The sequence below is a fragment of the Pleionea sp. CnH1-48 genome (assembly GCF_024124665.1).
Taxonomy (GTDB): Bacteria; Pseudomonadota; Gammaproteobacteria; order Enterobacterales; family Kangiellaceae; genus JAMXSB01.
The window spans coordinates 12,611-32,261 of record NZ_JAMXSB010000020.1; the positions used below are offsets into that span (position 1 = coordinate 12,611).

The 19,651-nt window shown below is 44.8% G+C and carries 18 protein-coding genes and 1 other RNA gene; 12 read left to right on the plus strand and 7 right to left on the minus strand.

The genetic code is table 11. From position 1 onward, the window contains the following. The first annotated feature begins 20 nt into the window (after positions 1-20). Genes NH399_RS24190 through NH399_RS24200 form a run of 3 tightly spaced genes read left to right on the plus strand, consistent with a single transcriptional unit; the run spans position 21 to position 5,645 of the window. Positions 21-950, plus strand: a complete 930-nt coding sequence (locus NH399_RS24190) for a DUF4194 domain-containing protein (RefSeq protein ID WP_253043938.1) — start codon at positions 21-23, stop codon at positions 948-950. After that, the gene (locus tag NH399_RS24195; protein WP_253043939.1) at positions 943-4,341 is read left to right on the plus strand and encodes an ATP-binding protein; all 3,399 of its coding nucleotides are present in this window, start codon (positions 943-945) and stop codon (positions 4,339-4,341) included. Before NH399_RS24190 ends, NH399_RS24195 begins: the two co-directional genes overlap by 8 nt. After that, on the plus strand, positions 4,341-5,645 hold the full coding sequence (locus NH399_RS24200; RefSeq protein WP_253043941.1) for a Wadjet anti-phage system protein JetD domain-containing protein: 1,305 nt from the start codon (positions 4,341-4,343) through the stop codon (positions 5,643-5,645). The genes NH399_RS24195 and NH399_RS24200 overlap by 1 nt, the downstream gene beginning before the upstream one ends. A gap of 274 nt (positions 5,646-5,919) precedes the next feature. On the opposite strand, the gene ssrA is transcribed toward NH399_RS24200, so the two are convergent. Next, positions 5,920-6,269: a transfer-messenger RNA gene (gene ssrA, locus NH399_RS24205) on the minus strand. Between the two features lie 226 nt (positions 6,270-6,495). On the opposite strand from ssrA, the gene NH399_RS24210 reads away from it, so the two are divergent. The 3 genes from NH399_RS24210 (at position 6,496) to NH399_RS24220 (ending at position 9,899) form a co-directional block, all read left to right on the plus strand. After that, positions 6,496-7,302: a Stp1/IreP family PP2C-type Ser/Thr phosphatase gene (locus tag NH399_RS24210; protein ID WP_253043942.1), complete on the plus strand. Its 807-nt coding sequence runs from the start codon at positions 6,496-6,498 to the stop codon at positions 7,300-7,302. A gap of 194 nt (positions 7,303-7,496) precedes the next feature. Next, positions 7,497-8,012 carry an FHA domain-containing protein gene (locus NH399_RS24215; RefSeq protein WP_253043944.1) on the plus strand — a complete coding sequence of 172 codons (516 nt, stop codon included), beginning with the start codon at positions 7,497-7,499 and terminating at the stop codon, positions 8,010-8,012. Between the two features lie 9 nt (positions 8,013-8,021). Then, the gene (locus NH399_RS24220) at positions 8,022-9,899 is read left to right on the plus strand and encodes a protein kinase (RefSeq protein WP_253043946.1); all 1,878 of its coding nucleotides are present in this window, start codon (positions 8,022-8,024) and stop codon (positions 9,897-9,899) included. An 89-nt stretch (positions 9,900-9,988) separates the two neighbouring features. On the opposite strand, the gene NH399_RS24225 is transcribed toward NH399_RS24220, so the two are convergent. Further along, complete coding sequence (locus tag NH399_RS24225; protein WP_253043948.1) at positions 9,989-11,011, minus strand: LysM peptidoglycan-binding domain-containing protein; 1,023 nt, start codon at positions 11,009-11,011, stop codon at positions 9,989-9,991. A gap of 115 nt (positions 11,012-11,126) precedes the next feature. After that, on the minus strand, positions 11,127-11,600 hold the full coding sequence (gene smpB / locus NH399_RS24230; protein WP_253043949.1) for an SsrA-binding protein SmpB: 474 nt from the start codon (positions 11,598-11,600) through the stop codon (positions 11,127-11,129). Between the two features lie 220 nt (positions 11,601-11,820). On the opposite strand from smpB, the gene NH399_RS24235 reads away from it, so the two are divergent. Together NH399_RS24235 and NH399_RS24240 are read left to right on the plus strand one after the other, a co-directional pair. Further along, on the plus strand, positions 11,821-12,246 hold the full coding sequence (locus NH399_RS24235) for a type II toxin-antitoxin system RatA family toxin (protein WP_305885113.1): 426 nt from the start codon (positions 11,821-11,823) through the stop codon (positions 12,244-12,246). Between the two features lie 20 nt (positions 12,247-12,266). Continuing rightward, positions 12,267-12,560 (plus strand): RnfH family protein, encoded by a 294-nt coding sequence (locus tag NH399_RS24240; protein WP_253043952.1) that lies wholly within the window; start codon positions 12,267-12,269, stop codon positions 12,558-12,560. On the opposite strand, the gene NH399_RS24245 is transcribed toward NH399_RS24240, so the two are convergent. Next, on the minus strand, positions 12,541-13,203 hold the full coding sequence (locus tag NH399_RS24245) for a hypothetical protein (protein WP_253043954.1): 663 nt from the start codon (positions 13,201-13,203) through the stop codon (positions 12,541-12,543). The two genes, NH399_RS24240 and NH399_RS24245, sit on opposite strands and share 20 nt — an antisense overlap. Before the next feature lie 134 nt (positions 13,204-13,337). Here NH399_RS24245 and waaA point away from each other — a divergent pair, with 134 nt between their 5' ends. Then, positions 13,338-14,627 carry a lipid IV(A) 3-deoxy-D-manno-octulosonic acid transferase gene (waaA, locus tag NH399_RS24250; RefSeq protein WP_253043956.1) on the plus strand — a complete coding sequence of 430 codons (1,290 nt, stop codon included), beginning with the start codon at positions 13,338-13,340 and terminating at the stop codon, positions 14,625-14,627. A gap of 80 nt (positions 14,628-14,707) precedes the next feature. Here waaA and NH399_RS24255 read toward each other — a convergent pair whose 3' ends face one another. Then, on the minus strand, positions 14,708-16,021 hold the full coding sequence (locus tag NH399_RS24255) for a TolC family outer membrane protein (RefSeq protein ID WP_253043957.1): 1,314 nt from the start codon (positions 16,019-16,021) through the stop codon (positions 14,708-14,710). Between the two features lie 152 nt (positions 16,022-16,173). Then, the gene (locus NH399_RS24260; RefSeq protein WP_253043959.1) at positions 16,174-16,824 is read right to left on the minus strand and encodes a protein-L-isoaspartate O-methyltransferase; all 651 of its coding nucleotides are present in this window, start codon (positions 16,822-16,824) and stop codon (positions 16,174-16,176) included. Between the two features lie 106 nt (positions 16,825-16,930). Between NH399_RS24260 and NH399_RS24265 the strand changes: the two genes are divergently transcribed. Further along, positions 16,931-17,539 carry an NUDIX domain-containing protein gene (locus tag NH399_RS24265; protein WP_253043961.1) on the plus strand — a complete coding sequence of 203 codons (609 nt, stop codon included), beginning with the start codon at positions 16,931-16,933 and terminating at the stop codon, positions 17,537-17,539. Positions 17,540-17,745: 206 nt separating this feature from the next. Here the strand turns inward: NH399_RS24265 and NH399_RS24270 are convergent, their stop codons facing one another. Next, complete coding sequence (locus tag NH399_RS24270; protein ID WP_253043962.1) at positions 17,746-17,889, minus strand: hypothetical protein; 144 nt, start codon at positions 17,887-17,889, stop codon at positions 17,746-17,748. Between NH399_RS24270 and NH399_RS24275 the strand changes: the two genes are divergently transcribed. Together NH399_RS24275 and cpdA are read left to right on the plus strand one after the other, a co-directional pair. Next, complete coding sequence (locus tag NH399_RS24275) at positions 17,889-18,317, plus strand: DUF1249 domain-containing protein (RefSeq protein WP_253043964.1); 429 nt, start codon at positions 17,889-17,891, stop codon at positions 18,315-18,317. The two genes, NH399_RS24270 and NH399_RS24275, sit on opposite strands and share 1 nt — an antisense overlap. Before the next feature lie 14 nt (positions 18,318-18,331). Next, a complete protein-coding gene (cpdA, locus tag NH399_RS24280; protein ID WP_253043966.1) occupies positions 18,332-19,168 on the plus strand; it encodes a 3',5'-cyclic-AMP phosphodiesterase in 837 nt (278 codons plus the stop codon). Positions 19,169-19,651: the final 483 nt, after the last annotated feature.

Here is a 19,651-nt window from a genome sequence, read left to right on the forward strand (position 1 = left end):
CGTAACTTTAAGGAAAAACTATGACCAACAATTCTCCTCCGAACAGTTTCTTTTCTCTCGTTCTCGACAATAAGGGCGATAAAGAGGGCGTCGCTAAGCCAGGTTCTGAAGAAGAGTTTACTGAGAATAGAATGGTCAAAGAAGAGACTCAGGATAGTCAGGTTTCCGAAAACGATATCGGGCTGGGTGAATCTACATCTCGGTCGTCTGAAGATGAAGCCTTAGCTACTTCCGTAATGCAAAGCGACTCTGTTGTTCACTCTGAAACAATGCCTCACGATGCAAGGCGGGTCCTGGTGCATTTAATGCGGCAAGGTTCGGTAATGGCTTCGCAAAAGTCCAAACTTTTTGAGTTACTTTGTCGACATGAATCTGCAATACGAAAGCACTTGTCGGAAGTTTATTTGCGGTTGGTTCTTGATCAAAAAATGGGGGTAGCGTTTATCGCTAGTGCCGATTATCAGAGTGATATCGGTGACATTAATGTCGAATCTGGCGCTGAGAATCAAGATGATCCTGAATTAGATGAATCGACAACATTAATACCAAAGAGAACACTGTCGCTTTACGACACTCTGATATTGCTGGTTCTTAGAAAGCATTATCAAGATAGAGAGTCAGCCGGAGAGCAAAAAATCACGATAGACATTGAACGTCTTGAATCTTATCTCACCCCTTTCCTCCCTATTAGTGATCATGCATCTAAAGATCGCAAAAAGCTGCTAGCTCGAGTGAAGGAGATGGTTAAAAGGAAAGTGTTGTCAACGATTCGCGGGGCCGAAGATCGATACGAAATAACTCCGATTATTCGCTATGTGGTCAGTGCCAGCTTTTTAGAATCCATGTTGGCTGAGTACAAGCTATTGGCGCAGCAAACAGAGGGTGCTGTGGTTCAAGCAAACCCAGTTAATAACAACAATGGGGAAGGAGTTGGTGAAGTCAATGAATGACATTGCAACAACACGAGCTGACTTGTTTACTCAAGGTCAAATAAGACTAGCGGAGCTGTCGGTTTTCAACTGGGGTTCTTTTCATGGCTTACATACTGCTTCTATCGATTCCGATGGCACCTTGGTGACAGGTGATAACGGTGCTGGAAAGTCGACCTTTATTGATGGGCTAATGGCTCTACTTTTACCTGCAGGAAAAGCGACTTTTAACGTTGCTGCGGCTCAGGGCGATCGCTCTGATAGATCACTTTTATCCTATATGCGTGGCAGCTTTGGATCTGCTCATGATGGATCTTCTACGCGAGTCAAAAGTAAGCGTGAGAAAGGGGTTGTGACTGGACTTCGAGCGCTTTACCAATGTGAAGATGGTTCAAGTATTACACTGGCGGCACTTTTTTGGACAGCGAGCTCAACTAATACACTTAGCGATGTTAAGCGGGTTTATCTTGTTGCAAAAAGGAACATGCAACTAAAAGAGTTGTTAGACGCTTTTGGTGAAGGAAATGCTAGGCAGTTGAAGCAATGGCTGCGTGACGATCCTGCCATTACCAATTGTGATAGCAACTTTACTGATTACCAGGAGCTTTATCGCAAGCATCTATACATGGACAACAAAAATGCGCCTGCTTTGTTATCGCGTGCGCTGGGCCTCAAGAAGATAGATGATCTTACAAAACTTATCCGTGAATTAGTTTTGGAGCCCAGTGGTGTAAAAGAGGATGCAAAAAAGGTTGTCGAAGAGTTCTCTGATCTCGTCGCCATCCATGAGCAGCTGATTGATGCTAAAGAACAAAAAACACACTTGAGTAGATTGCCTGAACTTTCAGAATCCATTGCCGAATCCAAGCTTGCTTTAGAGAAGCTTCATCTGCAGAAAAATCATTTAAGCGTTTACTTTGGCGAGGCGCTTTCAATGCTTTGGTCAAACAAGCTGAGTGAGTTAGAAGAAGAATTAGAATCGCTTGGAAGGTCTATTGTTCGCGCCGAAACAGAAGAGAATGATGCACAGGATTCGGTAGAGAAAAGGCATGAGGAGTATCTCAATCTTGGTGGCGATAAGATCGAATCCCTTGAGAAAGATATTCAGCATGCTAAAGACAGACTTAACTCTGTCATACAAGCATCCTCAAATTATCAAAGTGACTGTCGCAGTTTGGAGCTGGATGCTGAGCTGAACGAAGAGATATTTATCACCAATAAGCGTGAAGCGACTTTAAAGTTAGAAAAAATCGAAGATGATACTAAGCAAAGCCAAGATTATTTTGGTGAAATTGCAGCACAGTTGAGCGAGCAACAGAAAAGCTTAAACGATATTAAAGACGAGATACGGGAGATAGAGGCTCGCCCAGACTCAAACATCGATGTTCGCTATCAGCAGCTTCGTGATGAAATGATCCTGTCACTTGATCTATCTGGTGATGAGCTGGTTTTTATTGGTGAATTACTTGATGTCAAAGACGAAGAGAAAGCTTGGCAGGGGGCGATTGAGCGTGCATTAGGTGGCCTCAGGACGACTTTACTAGTGCCTCAAAAGAATTACTCAATGGTCACTCGCTGGCTCAATGTACGGCATACCGGCTTGCATGTGCGAGCACAGGTTGTAGCGAAATACAATTCTCAAGACAGGTCGTCAAACTTTACTGAATTTAATGAGCGTGGCTACCTTCGTAAGTTGGTATGGAAAGATCATCCATATCGTGATTGGCTCAAAGCTCACTTGAATAAGTTTGATTTGCGATGCGTGTCTGGTACTGATGAGCTTGATGCGACGCCATTCTCAATGACAAAGGAAGGTCTCGTGCATATGGAGCGAGGCCGCTTTGAAAAGAAGGATCAGCGGAAGATAGATGATCGCAGAAGTTGGAGTCTTGGCTTTTCGAATAAGTCACGCCTAGTGCTTTTAAATAACGATGAGAAAGAAGCAGAAACTCGCGTGGCAGAGTTGGGTGTGACGTTATCCGAGGCACGAGAGTCGCTCAACAACATCGCTGAGAGAGCAAAGCTTTGGGAAAGAATTGATGGCTATTCCTGGGAGCAAGTAGACGCACCTTATTGGCAGAAACGCTTAGACACAGTGAAAGCCGACTTGGAGAGACTTGAACAATCAGGCGGAAACCTTGAGTTGGCTAAATCTCGCTGGGATACAGCTAAGAAGCTGTTGCTAGATATTCAGAAAAATAAAGAGCAACTCAAAAAAGATGAAGGTGCATTAGAAACCAAAAAGGATGATGCGCAACGTCAGGCTGAGAAATACCGTTTATTGGCGTCAACTGGTATGAGTGATGAAGTTAGGACACTCCTGTCGGACCGAATTGGTGTCGTCACTTTAGAAACAGCTGATCAACAATCGGAATTTGAAAAAACGCTGGATAGCGAATTGGAAAAAGTTCGATCTGCTAAAAACACTGCTGAAAACTCTGCAAATGGCATTATGGGCTCCTTTAGAGGAAAAGATAAATGGCAGCCCCTTACGGTTGATTGGCCCACAGGCTTAGATGGACTGCCAGATTATTTAGAGCATTACTCCTATATTGAAAAAGAGGGTTTGCCTGAGTTAATCGATCAGTTCAAAGAGCGCTTAAATAAGCACGCAACTCAATCTCTGGCTCGAATTAAGACCAAGCTTGAATCTGAGAGGGAGGATATCTTAGAGCGGATCGATACAATCAATCGCGTGTTGAAGCGTACTGAGTTTAAGCAAGGCAGTCACTTAAAGCTTGGCTCAAAACGTGAAAAGTATCCGCATGTTCAAGAGTTTGAGCGTAAAGTTAGAAGTGCGTTAAGTCAGGCGACAAGTGATGATCATGAAGCGCGATTTAACCTTTTGGCTGAAGTTGTGGAAATTCTTGAGAAAGCGAGTGCGCCAGGAACCTCCTACAATATGGAAAGTTTGAGGCTGTTAGATCCAAGGTACCAAATGTCATTCTTTGCTGAAGAGATTGATTCGCAGACGTTCAGTGTGCGTGATGTGCTTGAGTCTAGTAGTGGAAAGTCAGGCGGTGAAAAAGAGTCGTTTGCCGGTACTATCGTTGCCGCGAGTCTTGCCTACGTGCTGACTCCTGATGGGTATGATAAGCCTATTTATTGCACCGTATTTTTGGATGAGGCATTTTCAAATACCGCTGAGGCAGTTAGCCGAAGAGTGCTTCGTGTCTTCAAGGAGCTTCATATACATGTCAATTTGATTACGCCCTATAAAAATCTGAATTTAGCGCGAGAGTCAGCGAGATCATTGCTCATTGCCGAGCGGGATCCTGAGCTTCATGAAAGCCACTTATGTGAGGTGACATGGGAGGAAATTGATCGGCGCATGGCAGAGCAAAAACGCTCTGCGATCGATGCCTCGCTACATGATGAAATCACCGCTGAAATCGATCTGGTCAGAACTTAATGAGAACTTCATCAAAAGCGACTTGGGGCTTACTACCAGAAGATGTCCTTCTTACGTTGAAAAATAAGCATTGGCAGAACTCAAGAAATTTGAAAAGCTTGCTGAGCGGTGGGGACTCATTTCCCTTGGTAGTTCCTTTGAAGCCTCCAAGGGGAAATGCGGCAATCCAGAATATTGGCCATTTTCAGAACTTCGTATCGTCTTGGAAGAGCTTTTCTCAAGATTCTATTAATGGGGCTGGCCAAGAAAGAAGCGACTCCAAAAGCAAAGGGTGTGAGGTGATTTGGGAAAAACGGAATTTCCGCTCGCTCGCTGAGCAGGATGTTCCCACACACTTAAATATCTTAGATATCGGCTCACTTGCCTACATACTTGGTTTGGATGAAGAGCGCCAGTTACAAGACTGGCTTTCGAAAATTCGTTACATTTTTGAATCCCTTTCATCGCAATTAAACATTCACAAAGCCAGCTCTTATGAGGGAAGCTCTTCCTATGGAAATAGCGACCAGAACTTATTCCAAGCGTTAATTGATCATTTAGAAACGTTAAATAGTTTCGAGCAGGACGATTTGGAACTGTTGGTGAGGTTGTTGCCACAGTTACAAAAAGGAATGGGGCAAGGATGTTATCTCAGGGCGTTACCTGTCACTTTTGTGGATACAAAATTCATCGAGAAAAATTTACTAATAATTGAGTCTGTCGTTACTGCATTGGTTGATCGGAGCGTTAAAGGTATTGGCTTGATGAGCTGGCTTGATTGTAAAGAAAAACCGAGAGACTGGTTGTTAGTTAAGCCCCTTTGTCAGGAAACCAGGTCACTGTTGGGTGGCTTACCATTGCTTCGCCTATCCTCAGACACTTTGCAAGAATTTGAGTTGCCCGCGAGAAATATCTTGGTGATCGAGAACGAACAGTCCTGTCTGGCACTTAGTGATGTTCACAACACGATAGCAGTCTCGGGTGGAGGCAAAAATGTTTCATGGATGAAGGCAGGCTGGTTGGCTGATAAGAATGTTGGTTACTGGGGAGATATTGATTCTGAAGGCTTGGCTATTTTAAGTGATGCCAGAAGTAGGCTGAGTAGTATGACTCCACTAATGATGGATGAGCTGACGGTCAAGACTTTTGCGGAGCGTATGGTGCCAGAGCCTGACTCGGTATCTAAAGACCCTGTAGCCTTGACAGAAACAGAGCTAGCTCTATTTAAGGGGTTACGTGCTGATCAGTATGCTGACAAGAGGCTCGAGCAAGAGCGTCTGCCGATGGAGTACGTCGCGCAACACATTGACGCTTGGGTGGTGTGATTTCCTTTCGCCCAACCAATTCACCCAACAAACCTTTTGATTAGTCCAATAATAAGCTACTGATTTTAAAGGGTTCTCTGTTCTCTTGTCATGGACTTGGGCTGTTCGAGATGGGGAGAGGTGCAGAGAGTATTCGGCAATTTAGAGAATATTTGCCTTGGATAGTCCAAGATTAAGAAGGGCGCGAAGTCCGTAAACCCTTGCCGCATAAGGCCTGTAGCGCGGGGGGCAGACATAAAAAAAGGCCAACCGGGAACGGTTGACCTTCTTAAATTGGTGGAGACGGCGGGAATCGAACCCGCGTCCGCAAATCCTCTGCTCAAGGTTCTACATGTTTAGCACCGTCTTTAGCTTGACCAGTGACGACCCGACGGACAGGAGTGTTACTGGGGGAGCTTGTTAAGTTTAACGGTTAGGCCACAAGCATGCCTAACTGCGCGAGCCTCTGTATATGTCTGTTGAGCTCCTACCAGAGACAATCGGAGTCAACAGTTAGCCTTAAGCGGCTAAAGCGTAGTTATCGTCGTTTGCGACTATAAAGTTACAGCTAGTGGGTACGAGGTTCGCTGTCACCTCGACATGCGCCTTAAGTTTTGTAATCCACGTCGAAGCCATGTCGTCCCCAAAATGAAGTGCAAAAACTTATTGCTTACCCATCATTATCCCACATAAACCACGTTTAGACTATCATTGATGGGACTATTGTCATGAATTAGTCATCTCTAGCTGTAATTATTTGCCGTTTGGATTAATAAATCGACAAATATCTCGCGGGGATTTGCATCGACACATAAAAAACGTACACTAAGCTTAAAGAATACAACAGCTTATCAAGCGAAAGGTGCAGTGATTGACTGAAACAGCATCATCTATCCAATGGGCTTACGTTGCCAAAACCGACTCTGGTAGAGTGCGTGAGCTGAACGAAGATTCCTATTTTTGTGATGAAGAGATGGGGCTGTGGATTATTGCTGACGGAATGGGAGGTCACTCCTGTGGCGAAGTCGCCAGCGCCATTGCTGTTCGCTCTATCTATGACTCCTGCCAAAAGCAGGTGCCCGCCGACGAAGCCATTCAAAAAGCCCATGAAGATGTATTAGCCGCCTCAAAAAAAGTGCAAGGGGCTGATGGCATGGGAACAACCGTTGTTATGGCTCAATGCGATGAACAATCTATCTCTGTTGCCTGGGTGGGTGACAGCCGTGCCTACTTGTGGAACCGGCGAACCAAAAAGCTGCTGCAAATTAGTCAGGATCACTCTCTGGTAGAGCGATTAATCAGCGCTGGACTGATTTCTGCCGCAGAAGCCAAAAATCATCCTCAGCGACATCTGATTACTCAATGTTTAGGCTCAAAAGAGCTGGCTCAATTAAATGTCGACCAAGCCAATCATTTCTGGGAGCCCGATCAAGTGCTGCTATTGTGCAGTGACGGACTCACCGAAGAGCTGAGCGACAGTGATATGCAACAGATCTTTGCCTCAGATATGGGCCTGGAGGCCACCTCAGAGCGACTAATGGACCAAGCGCTTAATCATGGTGGTCAAGACAACATCACATTTATTTTGCTGGAGTCACCCCTGAACAAGCCCGAGGGCCTTATGAAAGCGGTCTATACCGCCAAAAAGTGGGGACGAAAATTATTTCGTCCCAAATAAGTTCTTCATAAACAAGTTATAAGATAGGTCTTTTGAAGATCGGTTAACACTTTTAATAGAGAGCTAAATCAGCGTACACTAGCTTGATACTTTATGACTTTCTATTAACCGCAGCATGCGATAAATAAGCGCACTATAATAATAATATAACCCTGATAGTACGAAGGACTACAGGACAGGAGAGTGGGGTAGTTATGACTCAAAACACACAGAAAGTTGGACCGCAAGGAACTCAGGTTTTTGATGCCAGCGATGTGGAAAGCATGCTGGCAAAAGAAATCGCGCAACAGCATTGCAAAGATTCAGACCAGCCCGCTTTAATCGGTGTCAGTGCGCCCTACACCGGACGACAGTTTTTACTCAAAGAAACAAAATATCGTATTGGTCGTTCTGACGATAATGATATCGCACTTGATGATTCTAGTGTGTCTTCTGCCCATGCTCAGCTGGTTTATCGCGATGGCGAATGGGTGGTTATTAATTTGCTCTCTTCTAATGGGACCTTTGTGAATGGCGGCAAAGTTGCCGAAACAGCCATCAATGTTGGTGATCGTATTGGATTTGGTGGCGTTGAGTTCATGTTTATTCATGTTGATACCGCTCAAACAGAAGAGCTTGATAAACCTGGGATGGGATTGGGAAGCAAGGTTGCGCTAATTGGTGGAACACTTATTATTGCGTTAGCAGCGGTAGCGCTGTATTTGATGTAAGGAGAGGCAGTGCAATCCCGATTCAAAACCTCATTGGGCAAGCCCGACGATGAGTCTCCCGAGATACCTGAAGAGAATCCTGCAGCTAAAAAAGCTGCACCTGAACCCAAACCATCTTCAAACTCGACAGCAACCAAAGCACCGGCTAAAAAGAAGCGGTCAAACTACGCCCATGATCGACGTAAGGCGCGGCCTAAAAACATTGGCCGTTATAAAATCCTTGAAGAGCTGGGTCGTGGAGCCATGGCTTATGTATATAAAGCCTATGACCCAGAAATTGACCGTTTTCTAGCCGTTAAGGTATTGCGTGAAGAATTAGCCAACGACGATGACTATCGCTCAGGATTCTTGCGTGAAGCTAAACTCGCTGGGCAATTGGCCCATCCAGGCATTGTGACGGTATACGATGTTGGCGTGGCTGATGATAAGCCCTACATTGCCATGGAGCTGTTGGACGGTATCCCGCTCGACAAACTCCTGAAAAAACGCAGCCAACTGCCGCTACCGTTTGTAGTCTCCATTGTTATCCAGATAGCCCGAGCATTGCATTATGCCCACAAGCAGGGGGTGATTCATCGTGATATCAAACCGGGCAATATCATGTGTCTTGCCGACCACAAAACCTTCAAGATCACCGATTTTGGTATCGCGCAACTAGATGACTCTTTGTCACCAAAAGGAAAGACACCCGACAAAGTATTGGGTACGCCAGAATACATGGCACCGGAACAAGTCTTAGGGCAACAAGCCGATGCGCGTTCTGATTTATACGCATTAGGTATTCTTATTTTTGCCATGTTGACGGGCTCAACGCCTTTTCGCGCTGATGACTTTGGCGAACTGTTTCGGCAGATAGTGAAAGATAAAGCGCCTTCTCTCAATATTACTGGCGTTCATTTTCCTGACGAAATTCAGGATATTGTGCGTAAGCTATTACAAAAGCAGCCGGATAAACGTTATCAAAGTGCGGCACTCCTGATGCGTGACTTGCGTGATCTGGTTGAGGTCATGGAGCGAGATGACAAAGAAAATCGGCGACCCGGTTTTGTCTCTTTGCGCATAAAGTGGACCTTGATGATGGCAAGCCTCGTTGCAAGTACCATGTTTGTTGGATTGTTGGTGGTCTATTTTCAGCAATACATGGCCATGCGTAATATGGCGCTGGACTATGGTTACTCCATTTCGCGCATGATTGCGTTTGAGGTTGCTGAGCCGCTGCTACTCGATGATCAGGTCGCCTTAGAAACCATCGTTAAAGATCTGAAGAGCAATCAAGAGGTCGAATACGTCAGCATTCGTAATCACGAAAATAAAATTATTGCTTCGACGTCAGGTAACGAAAAAAATAAAAATTTTGCGGCGTTTCCAAATGCTGAGGTTTATGACAAGTCGGGAGCCGCGACATTCTATAGCCGAGAAATTTCTTCCGATCATCAGGTTTTTGATATCGATTCGGCCATTACCTATCAAAACCGGCATTTGGGTAATGTCTGGGTTACCGTATCTGCCGATAAGCTGGTGCGTTCCAGTAAGATCACTCTGGTTATTATGATTGTGTTGATGATCGTAACCTTGATCGCAGTATTCAGTATGACACTCGCTTTTGCTCGACAGATCTCGAAGCAGTCTAAACGCATTGTGATGGCCTTAGATCGTGTGCGTAATGGTCAGTTTAATCGACGTCTAACTGTAGAGAAGAACGATGAGTTTGGCCGTATTAATTACACGTTTAACTTAATGGCTGAAACTTTAGAAAAACGCTACGAAAAATCGGCTTCACGTTTGTCTGGAGACACCGAAAATCTGCGAGTAAAAACCATGAGCGGCATTGATGCGGACGTTAATGACGACGATGATGCAACGGTGGTGTTAGAAAAAGACTTTTAAAATGAATTTGCGTAGTTGATTGAAAGGTAAATGAACGTAAGCATGCTAGAGTTTACATAAGAAATAAAAAAGGCCCTGATGGGCCTTTTTTATTGGGATGTAGTATCCAGTTGTTTAAGTCGAGATTTAAGCTTATTGGCTTTTGCTCGGTACAAACGAGCAGGCTCGTGCTGAGGATTAATAATGAGTATCTTGTCCCAAAGTGCGATGGCCTGTTCGAGATTCTGACTACGGTATTCTAATACAGCTTGGCGGTGCATGTTTTCGCACAGTGTGTGTTGGAGTTGTTGACTACTCGCAGGCAGATCAAAAGAGTATTTGGCTGCTTTGGCGAAGTGAGAGTAAGCTTCGTTGTCGTTTCCTGCGTCATGAGCTTGTTGGCTTTGAAACAGTTGATAATGAAAGACAAAATAATCTTGTGCCTGCTTAAAATTCGACGCTAAAAATGGATGATGGCTACTTTGTTTAAAGAACTCAGTGACCTTTTTTTGACCTGTTTGCAGCGCTTCTACCGTTTGTGAATTGCGGATATAAAGAGTCACTGAAGACCAAAGAAGTTTGTTGGCTTGGCGTTGATAGCCTTTTAGGCTCGAGGCTTGAATCAGGGTTTTGATCGCTGCAAGAGGTTGCTGGTCATTCAATTGTTGCTGCGCTCGAGTAATACTGCTGTTTGCACTCAAAGATTCTTTGGTGGGTTTCGGCTGCTTCTGTGGAATCTTGATGATCTGGCCAACGGAGAGCTTACGAGGATCGCGAATGTTGTTGTAGCGAGCTAGACCATAAAATTCTAAATAGTGGCCTAGATATTTTTGCGCCAATTTACCAAAAGAGTCACCTGCTTTCACTTTATATTTAATGTGGCTTTTGCCATAACGTTGTTGTGGTGATTGATTGAGTTGAGCCAATAGGCGTTTGGCGGTGGCATTGTTTGGTGATTGCTTAATAAGCTTTAGCAGAGCTTGTCGAGCGTTCTGTTGTTGTCCTCGCTCGAGCATGGCAATAATCTGGTTGACGCCTGATACTGAGGTTTTAACGCCGGGCTCGACGACGGGGGCGGGTGTCGAACGTTTTTCTATGAGGCTGCAACTGCTTAGCAAAGTGCAGAGAAGCACAAAAGAAAATATCCTTAAATGAGTTTTTGACACAATATAATCAGCCTGTGCAGAAATTAATGGTGGCTATTAGCTGTTTATAAATGAATTAATCCCATTAAGCAACCGCGCAAGGCTAGGCACCTTGCTTCAAGATCCGGGATTTATCTCGGTTCCATTCACGTTCTTTTTCTGTGGCTCGCTTATCGTGGAGCTTTTTCCCTTTGGCCAAACCTAGCTCCAGTTTCACCATATTCTTCTTCCAATAGAGTGAAAGCGCAACAATGGTATAGCCTTCTCGTTGTTGCGAGCCAAACAGACGACTGATTTCGCGATTGTGTAGCAAGAGCTTTCGTATTCTCGTTGGGTTCGCAACCACATGGGTTGAAACAGTGGAGATTGGCGATATATGAGCACCAGACATCCAGGCCTCACCGTCCTTTATGTACACATAGCTTTCGGTTAGGTTTGCTTTACCCAAACGCAAGCTTTTGACTTCCCAACCCTGTAATACCAGCCCGGCTTCAAACGTATCTTCAATAAAATAGTCGTGACGCGCTTTTTTGTTGACTGCGATACTGTTCGGGGAGCTTTTTTTCTTTTTTGCCATAACTTTCTTGCCTCAAAATCGAACTCTCATTATACGGTCTTCATCGCCATACGTCAGCCAGCTTTACCGCCGTGAGGTGATAATATTTGACGTTGTGCAGAGAGTGGCGGTGAATAACTGTTTAAGATTTGCTCGCTTATAATCACATGCTTTCTGTCAGTGCGAAAAGTGTTACCATAGGAACTCTTATATTGTCGGTTGTTTATGCAGGTTAATGACAATGCCCAAGATTGAAAAAAGCGCTCTGGTTTCCCATTCTGCGGAGCGAATGTATCAGTTGGTTAATGATATCGAAAGCTACCCGGAGTTTTTGCCTGGGTGTCAGCAGAGTCGAATTATTGAGCAGTCTGAAAGCGAAGTGACGGCGGAACTTGTAGTGTCGCAAGCGGGCATTTCTAAGGCATTTACTACCTGTAATCGATTAGTGCCTGGCAAAAGCATCGAAATGGTACTGGTTGATGGCCCCTTTAAGTATCTGCAAGGTATCTGGCATTTTAAGCCGCTGGCGGAAGACGCCTGTAAAGTTGAGTTTGAGCTAGAGTTTGAATTCTCCAGCCAGCTGGTTGGTGTCGCTTTTGGGCGTGTTTTTCAGCAAATGGCAGAATCGATGGTGCAGGCTTTTATTCATCGAGCTAAGAAGCAATAACCTATCTGAGGCGATTCTTGATGAAAGTAGAAGTAGCTTATGCACTACCTCAAAAGCAAAAACTGATTACGGTGGATGTTGCCGAGGGAGCCACAGCGCGAGAAGCCATAGAGCTTTCTGGGATATTACCGTTGTTTCCTGAAATTGATTTAGCGTCGAGTAAGATCGGCGTTTTTAGCCGTGTGGTGACTTTAGATCACCCATTGCGTGAAGGTGACAGAGTCGAAATCTATCGCCCATTGCTTATTGACCCCAAGGAAGTGCGCCGCCGAAAAGCGGAAGAGAAGCGGGCTCTTACGGGAAAGCCGCAGTAGTTTGATGACGCCGAACCAGCAACCCTGTATTCGATATACTGAGTCGGTATTGTTGGTGTTCATTGGCCGCAATAAACGTAGCTGAGCCATATTCTGCATCGACCAAAGGACTCAAAATGACATATTGGGTTCGCAGCTCTGCAATATCGAGCCAGCGTTGTTCTGAAAGAGAATAAAGAGACTGAGGATTGTTTCTTGCCTGTTCGATATCTCGGTAGCGACCTGCAATGCGATCCAGCTCGTAGTGAGTGCTTAAGCCAATAAAATTGGCCAGTGGTTTCCACTTTAAAATGCTGGCATCAATTTGGATTTCATCACCTTCCAGAATATAGGTTTTTTTCTGACCATCCGGAAAAACGATTTTCGCTTCGAACTGCTGTGTGGATAGAGGGCGCACCTCAATATCTGCAATGATCTCTTCTTGGGTAAAAGCGTGATATCCCTGAATACCAACCAATATCCCTGAGCAGAGCAAACTCAGTGGAGCAAAAACCAGCATGCCTATAAGTCGCGTGCTCATGCGCATCAAGCGTAAGCTAAACAGGGCTTTGATAGCGGCAATGCAGTACAAAACGCCGAGTAAGCCCGTTGCTGCAGCAAGCAGAATTAATAGCTCAAGGTTGTGCTCAACGAGAGAAGTCATAATAGCTATTTGGTCAGTAAAGAGTCACTACAGTTATAAATTATGTTGTGGTCCCGTTGCAAGTGAATTTGAATCTATGAAAACGGGGAACTATGGTAATATGAAGACTGTTCGTAAAAAGCAAGAGACATTCCGTGGCTCGTTGGATCTATTCGATTATTTTTTTTCTGGCAGTTCCTTTTGTATTGTTAAATCTCTATTTTAAAGGGCGTGATATACCTGCCTATCGTAAACGCTGGCGTGAGCATTTTGCCATCTTTAACAATCCTAAATTAAAAGGCAGCATTTGGGTTCACGCTGTTTCGGTAGGAGAAGTATTTGCCGCAGTGCCTATTATTCGGCGTTTGCAGCAGCTTTATCCTGATTGCCCCATTACTGTCACAACAACAACACCAACGGGGTCCGAACGGGTCCAGGCCAGTTTTGGCGAGTCGGTGTTTCATGTCTATTCGCCTTATGATTTACCGCGAGTCGTTAAACGTTTTTTAAATAAAATTCAGCCGCGCATGGTGATCATAATGGAAACCGAGTTATGGCCGAACTTGATCCACTATAGTCGCAAGTACAAGGTTCCCGTTTGTGTTGTTAACGCGCGCTTATCTTCGCGTTCTGCTCATGGTTATGCGCGTTTACCCATACCCACAAAGAAAATGATTTTAGACCCTGTTTCTCATTTTGCTTGCCAGCACGAAAGTGATGCTTCTCGATTTATCGAGTTGGGGGCAGAGGCAGAGCGAGTATCGGTAACTGGCAGTGTGAAATTTGACCTACCCATTCCTGATAATTTAGAAAGCCTTGCCCGTGAAATGTTTGGTGGCTGGAGTGAGCAGGATTTCGTTTGGGTGGCTGGCAGCACTCATGCAGGCGAAGATGAACTGATTTTAAAGGCACACAAAGAGCTGGTCTCAGCAGGTATTTGCGCTCGACTTATTTTGGTTCCGCGCCATCCTGAGCGATTTGAAAGTGTCAGTGAGTTGATTGAGCAGCGAGGGTTTCGTCTGGCTCGACGTAGTCGAGGAGAATCTGCAAATAGCGAGGTAGAAGTTTTTTTGTGTGATTCGATGGGCGAACTCTTATATTGTTATCAGGCGGCCGATGTGGCTTTTGTGGGGGGAAGCCTTATCGAGCGAGGTGGTCACAATCCACTGGAGCCAGCGGCATTGTCAAAACCAGTACTCACTGGGAAGCACGTTTTTAATTTTGCTGATGTCTATAAAAATATGCTTTCTGCCAATGCGGCATTGGAAGTGTCTGAGTCTAACCTGGCTGAGGTATTGCGAGACTTATATGAGAACAAAACAAAATTGAAACAGATGGGCAAGGCTGGATTGGGAGTTGTCGCATCTAATCGCGGTGCGATCAATCGGACATTGAAAATTCTTGAGCGGTACTTAGAAGAAAACGATCAGAATTTCGAGGAGTAATTAAAATAGTAAAGGAATGGAGTGCTGGCGATGCGTTATTTCGCTTTCGCCAGCTGGATACTCATATTGTTTTAGAAAACCTAGTTATCTTCTAATAAGCGGTTAACTGACTGTAGATCTTTTTCTGTCAGAGTGCCTGCCGCTTGCTTCAAACGTAAGGTGTTTAGGATGTAGTCGTAACGGGCACGAGCTAATGCGCGTTTGGCACTATAGAGTGTTCTGGTGCTTAGTAATACGTCTACAATGGTTCGTGTTCCTACCTCAAAACCAGCTTGAGTCGCTTTTAATGCACTTTCGCTAGAAATAGCTGACTGCGACAAAGCTCTAACAGAACTTATGGATGATAAGACACCTAAGTAAGCACTTCGAGTTTGGCTAATCGCTGAACGGTGTGCACCTTCCATATTATGAACGGCTTGTTGATACAGGTGTTGAGCTTCTTTGACTGTCGATTGAGTCGCTCCGCCCTTATAGATAGGGATATTCAGTGATAACCCTAAACTTGAGGACTCTCTTTCAGAGTTGCCTATCCGAAAGTCCGTATCAGTACTTTTTGAATAACTTCCATCGAGAGAAAGCGTTGGTAGGTGACCACTAAAACGTAACTTGATGGTTTCGTGTGCAACATCTTTATCGATAGTACGAGCGCGAAGATTCAGATTGTTTTTTTCTGATTCTTTCATCCAGCTTTCAACGTCATTAGGCGTTGGTGGGCGAAGCTCAAAGCTTTCTTTCAATTTCTTTAAAGAGGTGTGATATTCGCCAGTGATTTCGCGCAGAGCTTCGATGGCATTGTCTAGAGTATTTTGAGCAGCGATTTCATCTGCAATGGCCTGGTCATAACGGGCCTGCGCTTCATGTACATCGGTTACCGCAATCAGGCCCACTTCATGTTTTTGATTGGTTTGCTCTAATTCTTGGCCAATGGCTTTTTTCTCTGCTTGAGAGAAAGTCAGACTATCTTGTGCGGCTAGTACATTAAAATAAGCTTGTGAGGTACGGATGATTAGCGATTGTTTTGTGGCTTCGTGATCGTAGCCCGCTCGGATAGCCTGTTTTTTTGAGATATCGAGACCTTTCCACACACCATGGCTGTATATCACTTGTGATAGAGTTAAGCCAACGCTTCGTCCTTTCCCTTCATCTTTTGGGGCAATCATATTACGAGTTGTGCCGTAAGAAGCTGAACCACTCAAGCTTGGCAACAAATCAGCAAAACTTTGGTTTACACGTTCTTCTGTTGCCTGAAGGCCGCTGGCGCTAGCCAGAATCGTTGGGTCATTAGTCAGGGCCTGTTGATAAATTTGCAGCAAACTGGTGTCTGCGTACAAAGGAGACATAACTGTCGACAATAAGAACCCTGTGGCGGTTAGCCATTTTGATTTCGTTTTCAATGTTTTCTCCGAGATTAATGTTCCCAAAACCTTGTTAATTGTGTCGTTTTTTTGATAAACAAGGATAAATTTATCCGTTCTTATCATAGCCACAGCATAAATTACGTCATTGAAGACGTTACATGTTTGTCCAATTGTAAAATTAAATGTATTTAAAACACAAAGGCTTTTGGTTTTTCGGCGTTACGCAAGCGGGGTGAATGGGTTTCGAAAAGGTAAGATTTGCTGACTTTGTCGTTGGTTTTGAGGTAGCGACAGGCAACCATCGAGTCTTGCTCGCCTTCGATAGTAAACAGGCGTCCGCCGTTGGCCAGTTGCTTTAAAAAGGTTTTCGGGGGCATTTCAATAGATGCGGTGACTACTATCACATCATAGGGAGCATGATGAGGCCATCCTTGAGCAGCGTCGGCGGCTTCGAGTTCTACATTAGTGATACTCATTTGTTTCAGTTTTTTCTCTGCCTCTGTGATAAATTCGGGGAAGAGATCGAGACTGAATACTTTTTTCCCTAAACTGGCAAGTAAAGCCGTCAAAAAACCAGTGCCTGTACCCACTTCTAGAATCGTGTCATTGGCTGTTAGCTCCAGAGATTGCAATAACCGAGCTTCCTCTCTGGGAACAAACATCTGTTGTTTATGGGGCAATGGAATAGCAAGGTCGGCAAAAGCCATAGAGCGATAGGCTTCGGGAACAAAGAATTCTCGTGGCAGCGTTGCCATAAGATTGAGAATCGCGGGATCTGACACCTGCCACGGACGTATTTGTTGCTCAACCATATTGAAACGTGCTTTTTCTTTGTTCATGTCATCCGTCCCGCAAAATGTATGCACATAAAGGCCTTTGCCTTGTTCGTTTTGAGTTATGCCGTTATATTCGCCCTAAATAGTGTCATAAAAAGGATAGAGGGATATGGCAACAGATGCCAGTATGCCAGTAAAAATCACCGCAAAACAATCTGTTTTTAAAGGCTTTTTTGAGGTTAGTCGGTTTCAACTCCAGCATCAACTCTTTGCTGGAGGGATGAGCAAAATGATACAGCGCGAGGTGTTTTTGCGAGGGGCCGCTGCGGGAATTCTACTGATTGATGTTGCTTTGCAGAAGGTTGTTTTGGTTGAGCAGTTTCGCTGCGGTGCGATGGCTGCAGGTGCGCAAAGGCCCTGGCTAATTGAATTAGTCGCTGGAATTATTGAGCCTGGTGAGTTACCAGCCGAGGTTGTGAGCCGAGAAGCCATTGAAGAAGCTGGCTGTGCGCCTTTGACCTTAGAGCCAATGTATGAGTACTGGACCAGCCCCGGTGGGAGTGATGAAAAGATGCATTTATTTTGGGGGACTATAGACAGTACTCAGGTTAGTGCTTATGGCGGGCTAGAAACTGAAAGTGAAGACATTAAGGTGCATGTTGTTTCTTTTTCAGACGTTTTCAGTTGGCTCGAAAATGGTAAAATAGACAATGCCATGACACTCATAGCCATACAATGGTTGTATATCAATCATCAACGTTTAGTGCTAAAAAAGTAATTAGTGCACAAAGCTGACAGTGTGTTATGGCTGATGTATTGCGATAACTTGAGTTGCAGTTAAACTGTTATAAGATACTGTGAGTTAATCCATTTGGGCTGGCCGTTGTTGCTTTTCACGAGTTGTAGCGACGATGGTTATCACCAACTTGCTGAACTTTTATCTTAATCAAAGTGTCAGTATTGCGAGGTTATACCCAAAGTATTTCAAGGTGCAGGTAGGCGGCCAGCAAGCGAATCCCCTGAACTTAGACGCACTAAGTGATTGGGGTGAGTGCGCGCAGCCAACATCGCTGCACCTTGAAAGGCGACGGGTATATCTACACAATAAGTGACTAAGGTATGAGCCATTGAAAAAGTATGTGCCTGATCTAGCAAGCTACATGTCTCAGTGTGAGATGAATTATGCGCTTATGTTGCGCCTAATGAATCTGCTTCGCGACGAGTCGTCACTGTCTATTGAGTTTGACTCAAGTGTGTGTCACATTCACGTAACAGAGCAAACTCGCTATACCACCACCTTGTCGCTTAAATTGAAAGCCCATGGTAGTGATTGGGTCGAGCCCATTTTATTATCGGTGCGTTTGTATCATGATGCCTGCTTGGCTGAGGTATTGGAAAATAATCGTAATCATGCGCCAAAAGCAAATCACGATTACCCTAACCAAAAAATGTCTCATCCAGACGACAAGTATCAGCGTAACCGATTGCTCAACGAATGTCTGAAGTTTTGTTTTCAACAAGGCTGCGGATTGAAATCTGTCCCACAACAAGGCTGATATAAAGGAGTCGTATGAGTCAGGTAACGGCCATGGCTAAGCAATTGAATCCAATGAGTACAGAGTGCTTGCGCATTGTGCAAGTTACCGATCCCCATATTTTTGCTGAGCCAGAAGGTAAACTGCTGGGGTTAAGCACCCGTGTTAGCTTTGAAGCCATTCTCGCTCGCATTCAAAAAGAAGAAATTGCACCTGACCTGTTGCTCGCCACTGGTGATCTATCACAAGATGCCTCCGAACCTGCTTATCAATACCTGTTAGATAAATTCCACCAGCTTAACTATCCATGCTTTTGGGTTCCCGGCAATCATGATGATGCCGATCTCATGGAGCACACTCTGGTCGGGCAAAATGTATTACCTCATAAGAGAATTCTGACTCCCCATTGGCAAATTGTTTTGCTCAATTCCGTTGTCAAAGGAAAAGTCTACGGCAACCTCGCTGCCACCGAGTTGGAGTTTCTTTCTAACGCATTAAAAGAGTTTCCTGAGCGACACCTCATGGTTGTTCTGCATCATCAACCCGTCAACGTTGGTAGCAGCTGGCTCGATAAGCTGGGCCTTAGAAACGCAGACGAACTCTTCGAAATACTGGCCCAACACGAACAGAAAACCAGTGTGATCTGGGGACATGTCCACCAAGATTTTGAAGATACCCAAAACGATATTCAGCTCATCGCAACACCTTCAACCTGTGTTCAGTTTGCTCGCGAATCCGAAGATTTCGCCGCTGGTCAAGAAAGCCCCGGCTATCGTTATCTGAACCTCTACAACGATGGCCGCATAGAAAGCTGGGTGCATCGGGTGGATGAGTTGGAGTATACCGTCGATTACACTATCAAAGGCTATTAGCTAGCCCTGCTTACTACCAGTGGGCCCAATCTCTGCGTTGGAAGTGCTCATTTACCGGTTGTAAACTGCGCGCTTCCGCCTTGACCTTGAGCCCACTGGCAGCAACCTTACTTACTCTATAACTCAGCTAAATCTCTGCGTTGAAATTGTTTACTTTGCTGGTTGTAAACTGCGCGCTTCCGCCTTGATCTTGAGCCCATTGATTGATAGCAACCTAGCACTGCTAATTTAATAACTAAAACCCAATCTCTGCGTTGGAAGTGCTCATTTACAGGTTGTAAACTGTGCGCTTCCGCCTTGACCTTGGGCCCACTGGCAGCAACCTTAATTACTTACTCTATAACTCAGCTAAATCTCTGCGTTGAAATTGTTTACTTTACTGGTCGTAAACTGCGCGCTTCCGCCTTGACCTTGAGCCCATTGACAATAACCCTGTGCTGGCTTGATAGCAATCTGGGCGGTTTACTCAGTAATTAGCATCTT

Excerpts from the sequence above, each read along its gene's own strand:
- NH399_RS24190 (WP_253043938.1), top strand. The coding sequence starts at position 21 with ATGACCAACAATTCTCCTCCGAACAGTTTCTTTTCTCTCGTTCTCGAC.
- NH399_RS24195 (WP_253043939.1), top strand. The coding sequence starts at position 943 with ATGAATGACATTGCAACAACACGAGCTGACTTGTTTACTCAAGGTCAA.
- NH399_RS24200 (WP_253043941.1), top strand. The coding sequence starts at position 4,341 with ATGAGAACTTCATCAAAAGCGACTTGGGGCTTACTACCAGAAGATGTC.
- NH399_RS24215 (WP_253043944.1), top strand. The coding sequence starts at position 7,497 with ATGACTCAAAACACACAGAAAGTTGGACCGCAAGGAACTCAGGTTTTT.
- smpB (WP_253043949.1), bottom strand. The coding sequence starts at position 11,600 with ATGGCAAAAAAGAAAAAAAGCTCCCCGAACAGTATCGCAGTCAACAAA.
- NH399_RS24235 (WP_305885113.1), top strand. The coding sequence starts at position 11,821 with ATGCCCAAGATTGAAAAAAGCGCTCTGGTTTCCCATTCTGCGGAGCGA.
- NH399_RS24240 (WP_253043952.1), top strand. The coding sequence starts at position 12,267 with ATGAAAGTAGAAGTAGCTTATGCACTACCTCAAAAGCAAAAACTGATT.
- NH399_RS24245 (WP_253043954.1), bottom strand. The coding sequence starts at position 13,203 with ATGACTTCTCTCGTTGAGCACAACCTTGAGCTATTAATTCTGCTTGCT.
- NH399_RS24260 (WP_253043959.1), bottom strand. The coding sequence starts at position 16,824 with ATGAACAAAGAAAAAGCACGTTTCAATATGGTTGAGCAACAAATACGT.
- NH399_RS24265 (WP_253043961.1), top strand. The coding sequence starts at position 16,931 with ATGGCAACAGATGCCAGTATGCCAGTAAAAATCACCGCAAAACAATCT.
- NH399_RS24270 (WP_253043962.1), bottom strand. The coding sequence starts at position 17,889 with ATGGCTCATACCTTAGTCACTTATTGTGTAGATATACCCGTCGCCTTT.
- cpdA (WP_253043966.1), top strand. The coding sequence starts at position 18,332 with ATGAGTCAGGTAACGGCCATGGCTAAGCAATTGAATCCAATGAGTACA.